The organism is Streptomyces turgidiscabies Car8, assembly GCF_000331005.1.
In the GTDB taxonomy this organism is placed as follows: Bacteria; Actinomycetota; Actinomycetes; order Streptomycetales; family Streptomycetaceae; genus Streptomyces; species Streptomyces turgidiscabies.
In genome coordinates, this window is record NZ_AEJB01000633.1 from 1 (window position 1) to 7,271 (window position 7,271).

Genomic DNA, 7,271 nt, shown 5'->3' on the forward strand with positions numbered 1-7,271 from the left:
GTGCCTGACGACCGTCCAGGCGCTCGCCGCGGCCGTCCAGGGCATCGACGCCCTCAAACACGGTGACGTGGGCGTGCGTTCGCTCCAGGAACACGCCGAACATCTGACCGCGGCCCGCGACTAGCAGCTCCGCTGGTTCCGCGGTTCGGTTCGTCGGCCGCGGGCCCCCCTCGGGGAAGTCGGGTGCGCGACCGCGCCCCGGAAGGGGCGCGGGGAACTGCGCGACCAGCCCCCCACCGGCCCGCGGCCGACGAACCGAACCGCGGAACCAGCGGAGCTGCTAGTCGCGGGCCGCGGTCAGATGTTCGGCGTGTTCCTGGAGCGAACGCACGCCCACGTCACCGTGTTTGAGGGCGTCGATGCCCTGGACGGCCGCGGCGAGCGCCTGGACGGTCGTCAGGCACGGCACGGACCGGGCCACGGCCGCCGTACGGATCTCGTAGCCGTCGAGGCGGCCCCCGGTGCCGTACGGGGTGTTGACGATGAGGTCGACCTCGCCGTCGTGGATGAGCTGGACGATGGTCTTCTCGCCGTTCGGGCCGGTGCCCTCGGACTGCTTGCGGACGATCTTCGCGTTGAGTCCGTTGCGCTTGAGGACCTCGGCCGTGCCGGAGGTGGCGAGGAGCTCGAAGCCGTGGGCGACCAGTTCGCGGGCCGGGAAGATCATCGAGCGCTTGTCGCGGTTGGCCACCGAGATGAAGGCGCGTCCCTTCGTCGGCAGCGGGCCGTACGCGCCGGCCTGCGACTTGGCGTACGCCGTGCCGAAGACGGAGTCGATGCCCATGACCTCGCCGGTGGACCGCATCTCCGGGCCGAGCACGGTGTCGACGCCACGCCCGGAGGTGTCGCGGAAGCGGTTCCAGGGCATGACGGCCTCCTTGACGGAGATCGGCGCGTCCAGCGGCAGTTCGCCGCCGTCGCCGTTCGCCGGAAGCAGTCCCTCGGCCCGCAGTTCGGCGACGGTCGCGCCGAGCGAGATCCGGGCGGCGGCCTTCGCCAGCGGCACCGCGGTCGCCTTCGAGGTGAAGGGGACCGTACGGGACGCGCGCGGGTTGGCCTCCAGGACGTACAGGATGTCGCCGGCCATCGCGAACTGGATGTTGATCAGGCCCCGGACGCCGACCCCGCGCGCGATGGCCTCGGTCGAGGTCCGCAGCCGCTTGATGTCGAAGCCGCCCAGGGTGATCGGGGGCAGCGCGCACGCCGAGTCGCCGGAGTGGATACCGGCCTCCTCGATGTGCTCCATGACGCCACCGAGGTACAGCTCCTCGCCGTCGTACAGGGCGTCGACGTCGATCTCGATCGCGTCGTCGAGGAAGCGGTCGACCAGGACCGGCCGGGAGGGGCTGATCTCGGTCGACTCGGCGATGTAGGAGGACAGCCGGGTCTCGTCGTAGACGATCTCCATGCCGCGTCCACCGAGGACGTAGGACGGGCGTACGAGGACCGGGTAGCCGATCTCGTCCGCGATCGCCTTGGCCTCGGTGAAGGTGGTCGCCGTGCCGTGCTTGGGGGCCGGGAGGCCGGCCTCCGCGAGGACGCGGCCGAAGGCGCCCCGGTCCTCGGCGGCGTGGATGGCCTCGGGCGGGGTGCCCACGACCGGCACGCCGTTGTCCTTGAGGGCCTGCGCGAGGCCCAGCGGGGTCTGGCCGCCGAGCTGCACGATCACGCCCGCGATCGGGCCCGCGAGGGACTCCGCGTGGACGATCTCCAGCACGTCCTCGAGGGTCAGCGGCTCGAAGTACAGGCGGTCGGAGGTGTCGTAGTCCGTGGAGACCGTCTCGGGGTTGCAGTTGACCATCACGGTCTCGTAGCCCGCGTCGCTCAGGGCGAAGGAGGCGTGGACACAGGAGTAGTCGAACTCGATGCCCTGGCCGATCCGGTTGGGGCCGGAGCCGAGGATGATGACGGCCGGCTTCTCACGCGGCGCGACCTCGCTCTCCTCGTCGTAGGAGGAGTAGAAGTACGGCGTCTTCGCCGCGAACTCGGCGGCGCAGGTGTCGACCGTCTTGTACACCGGGCGTACACCCAGGGCGTGCCGCACCTCGCGTACGACGTCCTCGCGCAGGCCCCGGATCTCGGCGATCTGCTGGTCGGAGAAGCCGTGCCGCTTGGCCTCGGCCAGGAGGTCGGGGTTCAGCCGCTCCGCCTCTGCCAGCTCGTCCGCGATCTCCTTGATCAGGAACAGCTGGTCGACGAACCACGGGTCGATCTTCGTGGCCTCGAAGACCTCCTCGGGGGTGGCGCCCGCGCGGATGGCCTGCATGACGGAGTTGATGCGCCCGTCGGTCGGCCGCACGGACTCCGCCAGCAGCTCGGCCTTGTCGCCGGGCTCGCCGACGAACGTGAACTGGCTCCCCTTCTTCTCCAGCGAGCGCAGCGCCTTCTGCAGGGCCTCGGTGAAGTTGCGGCCGATGGCCATGGCCTCGCCGACCGACTTCATGGTCGTGGTGAGGGTGGAGTCGGCCGACGGGAACTTCTCGAACGCGAACCGGGGGGCCTTCACGACGACGTAGTCGAGCGTCGGTTCGAAGGAGGCCGGGGTCTTCTCCGTGATGTCGTTCGGGATCTCGTCCAGGGTGTAGCCCACGGCCAGCTTCGCGGCGATCTTGGCGATCGGGAAGCCGGTCGCCTTCGACGCGAGGGCCGAGGAACGCGACACGCGCGGGTTCATCTCGATGACGATGATGCGGCCGTCGTCCGGGTTGACCGCGAACTGGATGTTGCAGCCGCCGGTGTCGACCCCGACCTCGCGGATGATCGCGATGCCGATGTCACGCAGCCGCTGGTACTCGCGGTCGGTCAGCGTCATCGAGGGCGCGACGGTGATCGAGTCGCCGGTGTGCACGCCCATGGGGTCGAAGTTCTCGATGGAACAGACGACAACCACGTTGTCGTGCTTGTCCCGCATCAGCTCCAGCTCGTACTCCTTCCAGCCGAGGATGGACTCCTCCAGGAGCACCTCGGTGGTGGGAGACAGGGTCAGGCCCTGGCCGGCGATGCGGCGCAGCTCCTCCTCGTCGTGCGCGAAGCCGGAACCGGCGCCGCCCATGGTGAAGGAGGGCCGGACGACGACGGGGTAGCCGCCGAGTGTCTCGACGCCCCCGATCACGTCGTCCATGGTGTGGCAGATGACCGAGCGGGCGGACTCGCCGTGTCCGATCTTCGCGCGGACGGCCTCGACGACACCCTTGAAGAGGTCGCGGTCCTCGCCCTTGTTGATCGCCTCGACGTTGGCGCCGATCAGCTCGACACCGTACTTCTCCAGCACTCCCTGCTCGTGCATGGAGATCGCGGTGTTCAGGGCTGTCTGACCGCCGAGGGTGGGCAGCAGCGCGTCGGGCCGCTCCTTGGCGATGATCTTCTCGACGAACTCCGGGGTGATCGGCTCGACGTAGGTGGCGTCGGCGATCTCCGGGTCGGTCATGATCGTCGCCGGGTTGGAGTTCACCAGGATGACCCGGATGCCCTCGGCGCGCAGAATGCGGCACGCCTGGGTGCCGGAGTAGTCGAACTCGGCGGCCTGGCCGATGACGATCGGGCCGGAGCCGATGACCAGGACGGACTGGATATCGGTGCGCTTAGGCACGCTGGCCCTCCAACTGGACTGTGCTCATCAAAGACGTGAAGCGGTCGAACAGGTAGGCGGCGTCATGCGGGCCCGCTGCCGCTTCGGGGTGGTACTGGACGCTGAACGCGGGCCGGTCGAGCAGCTGGAGCCCTTCCACGACCTGGTCGTTCAGGCAGACGTGCGAAACCTCGGCGCGTCCGAACGGCGTCTCGGAGACCCGGTCGAGGGGCGCGTCCACGGCGAAGCCGTGGTTGTGGGCGGTCACCTCGACCTTGCCGGTCGTACGGTCCTGCACGGGCTGGTTGATGCCCCGGTGGCCGTACTTCAGCTTGTACGTGCCGAAGCCGAGCGCGCGTCCCAGGATCTGGTTGCCGAAGCAGATGCCGAAGAGCGGCGTGCCGCGCTCCAGAACCGCCCGCATCAGCGCGACCGGGTGGTCGGCGGTGGCCGGGTCGCCCGGCCCGTTGGAGAAGAACACCCCGTCGGGGCTGACGGCGTACACGTCCTCCACTGTCGCGGTGGCGGGCAGCACGTGCACCTCGATGCCCCGCTCGGCCATCCGGTGCGGGGTCATGCCCTTGATGCCGAGGTCGACGGCGGCGACGGTGAACTTCTTCTCGCCGATCGCGGGGACGACGTACGCCTCCTTGGTGGCGACCTCGGCCGAGAGATCGGCGCCCGTCATCTCGGGGGCCTGGCGGACCTCGGCGAGCATCGCTGCGTCGTCGGGCAGTGCCGCACCGGAGAAGATGCCGACGCGCATGGCGCCGCGCTCCCGCAGATGACGCGTCAACGCGCGCGTGTCGATGCCGGAGATGCCTACCACGCCCTGCTCGCGCAGCTCGTCGTCGAGGGAGCGCCGGGAGCGCCAGTTGGAGGGCACGCGCGCGGGGTCCCGTACGACATAGCCCGCGACCCAGATCCGCCGAGACTCGGGATCCTCGTCGTTGACGCCGGTGTTGCCGACGTGCGGGGCGGTCATCACGACCACCTGGCGGTGGTACGACGGGTCGGTGAGGGTCTCCTGGTAGCCGGTCATCCCGGTGGAGAAGACGGCCTCTCCGAAGGTCACCCCCACGGCCCCGTAGGCACGGCCGCGGAAGATCCGGCCGTCCTCCAGGACGAGTACGGCGGGAGTTTTGGTGGCTCCCCGGGTGGAGGTCGTCATCGTGCGCCTTCCGTTTCCGTCGTCTTGTTGATCATCTGGTTCAGGGTCCGGACCCACTCGCCGTGCTCTGCCGCGCGGTCGGAGCGGAAGCCGGAGTCGAGCAGCTTGCCGCCGTGCTCCCAGGTGACGACCAGCAGGCCGCCCTCGGAGAGGACCTTCCCCGCGATGCCCTTGTCGAGCCGGGCCTCGCGCAGTGCCTCCACGGGGACGAAGAAGTCGGCCGCCCCGGGGCGTACGACGTCCAGTCCCGCGTCCGTCAGTGTCAGCTCGACCCGGCTGCGGGTGCCGAGGCCGTGCGCCACGATGCGGTCCAGCCACTGCCCCGCGGTGGTGGAGCCGTGGTAGCGGCCGCTCATCGACAGCAAGGTCAGTCTCGCCGCACCGGGCTCGTCCGGCGCGACAGGCAGCTCGGGCAGGTCTCCCTGGAGCGTGCCGCGCCACTTCCAGCCCTCGCGCATCAGCCAGTAGATGAGCGCCACGAAGAGGGCGAGCCCGACCAGCCAGCCCACCCGGGCGGCCCAGTCGGTCACCTCCGCCGACTTCTGTTCGGCGGCGACGTACGTCAAATGCGGCAGTGATGTCACGCGAGCTTCCCGTCGACGAGCGTGGCCTTGCCCCGGAGCCACGTGTGCGTGACACGGCCCGGCAGCTCACGGCCCTCGTACGGGGTGTTGCGGCTGCGGGAGGCGAAGCCCGCGGGGTCCACGGACCCACGGTATGCCGTGTCGACGAGCGTGAGGTTGGCGGGCTCACCTGCCGAGACGGGGCGGCCGTGGCCCGTGGCCCGCCCGATGCGCGCGGGGGCGAAGGACATACGGTCGGCGACGGTCGCCCAGTCAAGGAGTCCGGTGTCCACCATCGTCTCCTGGACCACTGACAACGCGGTCTCCAGGCCGACCATGCCCATGGCGGCGGCGGCCCACTCGCAGTCCTTGTCCTCGTGCGGGTGCGGGGCGTGGTCGGTGGCGACGATGTCGATGGTGCCGTCGGCGAGCGCCTCACGCAGGGCCAGCACGTCGCGCTCGGTGCGCAGCGGCGGGTTGACCTTGTAGACCGGGTTGTACGTCCGGACCAGCTCGTCGGTGAGGAGGAGGTGGTGCGGGGTCACCTCGGCGGTGACGTCGATGCCCCGGGACTTGGCCCAGCGGACGATCTCGACGGACCCGGCGGTCGACAGGTGGCAGATGTGGACGCGGGAGCCGACGTGCTCGGCGAGCAGCACGTCGCGCGCGATGACCGACTCCTCGGCGACGGCGGGCCAGCCCCCGAGACCCAGTTCGGCCGACACGACGCCCTCGTTCATCTGGGCGCCCTCGGTCAGCCGAGGCTCCTGCGCGTGCTGGGCGACGACTCCGCCGAAGGCCTTCACGTACTCCAGGGCGCGCCGCATGATCACGGCGTCGTCGACGCACTTGCCGTCGTCGGAGAAGACGGTGACACCGGCGGCCGACTCGTGCATGGCGCCCAGTTCGGCGAGCTTCTTGCCCTCCAGGCCGACGGTGACCGCGCCGATGGGCTGGACGTCGCAGTAGCCGTGCTCCTGCCCGAGCCGGTAGACCTGCTCGACCACACCGGCGGTGTCGGCGACCGGGAAGGTGTTGGCCATGGCGAACACGGCCGTGTAGCCGCCGCTCGCGGCGGCCCGGGTCCCGGTCAGCACGGTCTCGGAGTCCTCGCGCCCCGGCTCCCGCAGATGCGTGTGGAGGTCGACGAGCCCCGGCAGCAGGACCTTCCCCTCGGCCTCGACGACCTCGGCGCCTTCGTCGGACAGCCCGGCGCCGACGGCTGCGATGGTCCCGCCGTCGATCAGGACGTCCTGAGGCTCGCCACCGAGCACCCGTGCACCACGAATAAGGATCTTGCTCATGTGACTTACTTCTCCTCGGTACGGGTGTGGGTGACGGCGGGTTCGTTGCCGCCGAGCAGCAGATAGAGCACGGCCATCCGGATGGAGACACCATTGGTGACCTGCTCGATCGCCGTGCAGCGCTCCGAGTCGGCCACCTCGGCGGTGATCTCCATACCGCGGACCATCGGCCCGGGGTGCATCACGATGGCGTGCTCCGGCATCCGCGCCATACGGTCGCCGTCGAGGCCGTAGCGCCGCGAGTACTCGCGCTCGGTCGGGAAGAACGCTGCGTTCATCCGCTCCCGCTGCACGCGCAGCAGCATCACCGCGTCGGACTTCGGCAGGGTGCTGTCCAGGTCGTACGAGACCTCGCAGGGCCAGCTCTCGACCCCGACCGGCACCAGGGTCGGCGGGGCGACGAGGGTGACCTCGGCGCCGAGGGTGTGCAGCAGATCGACGTTGGAGCGGGCGACGCGGCTGTGCAGGATGTCGCCGACCAGGGTGATGCGCTTGCCGGCGAGGTCCTGCCCGATGCCGGCGTCCCGGCCGACCAGGCGGCGGCGCATGGTGAAGGCGTCGAGCAGGGCCTGCGTGGGGTGCTGGTGGGTGCCGTCGCCGGCGTTGATGACGGCCGCGTCGATCCAGCCGGAGGTGGCGAGCCGGTAGGGGGCTCCCGAGGCGCC

General features: G+C 70.2%; 5 protein-coding genes. All 5 read right to left on the bottom strand.

The features are described from left to right. Positions 1–280 precede the first annotated feature (280 nt). Positions 281–3,589, bottom strand: coding sequence for a carbamoyl-phosphate synthase large subunit (carB, locus tag STRTUCAR8_RS44160; protein WP_006383010.1), 3,309 nt, complete (start codon positions 3,587–3,589; stop codon positions 281–283). Continuing rightward, on the bottom strand, positions 3,582–4,739 hold the full coding sequence (carA, locus tag STRTUCAR8_RS44165; protein ID WP_006383006.1) for a glutamine-hydrolyzing carbamoyl-phosphate synthase small subunit: 1,158 nt from the start codon (positions 4,737–4,739) through the stop codon (positions 3,582–3,584). Before carA ends, carB begins: the two co-directional genes overlap by 8 nt. Further along, a complete protein-coding gene (locus STRTUCAR8_RS44170; RefSeq protein WP_006383005.1) occupies positions 4,736–5,323 on the bottom strand; it encodes a PH-like domain-containing protein in 588 nt (195 codons plus the stop codon). The genes carA and STRTUCAR8_RS44170 overlap by 4 nt, the downstream gene beginning before the upstream one ends. Then, positions 5,320–6,606 (bottom strand): dihydroorotase, encoded by a 1,287-nt coding sequence (locus tag STRTUCAR8_RS44175; RefSeq protein ID WP_006383009.1) that lies wholly within the window; start codon positions 6,604–6,606, stop codon positions 5,320–5,322. The genes STRTUCAR8_RS44170 and STRTUCAR8_RS44175 overlap by 4 nt, the downstream gene beginning before the upstream one ends. A 5-nt stretch (positions 6,607–6,611) precedes the next feature. Beyond that, the coding region (locus tag STRTUCAR8_RS44180) for an aspartate/ornithine carbamoyltransferase family protein (RefSeq protein ID WP_006383008.1) at positions 6,612–7,271 on the bottom strand (660 nt) is incomplete at its 5' end.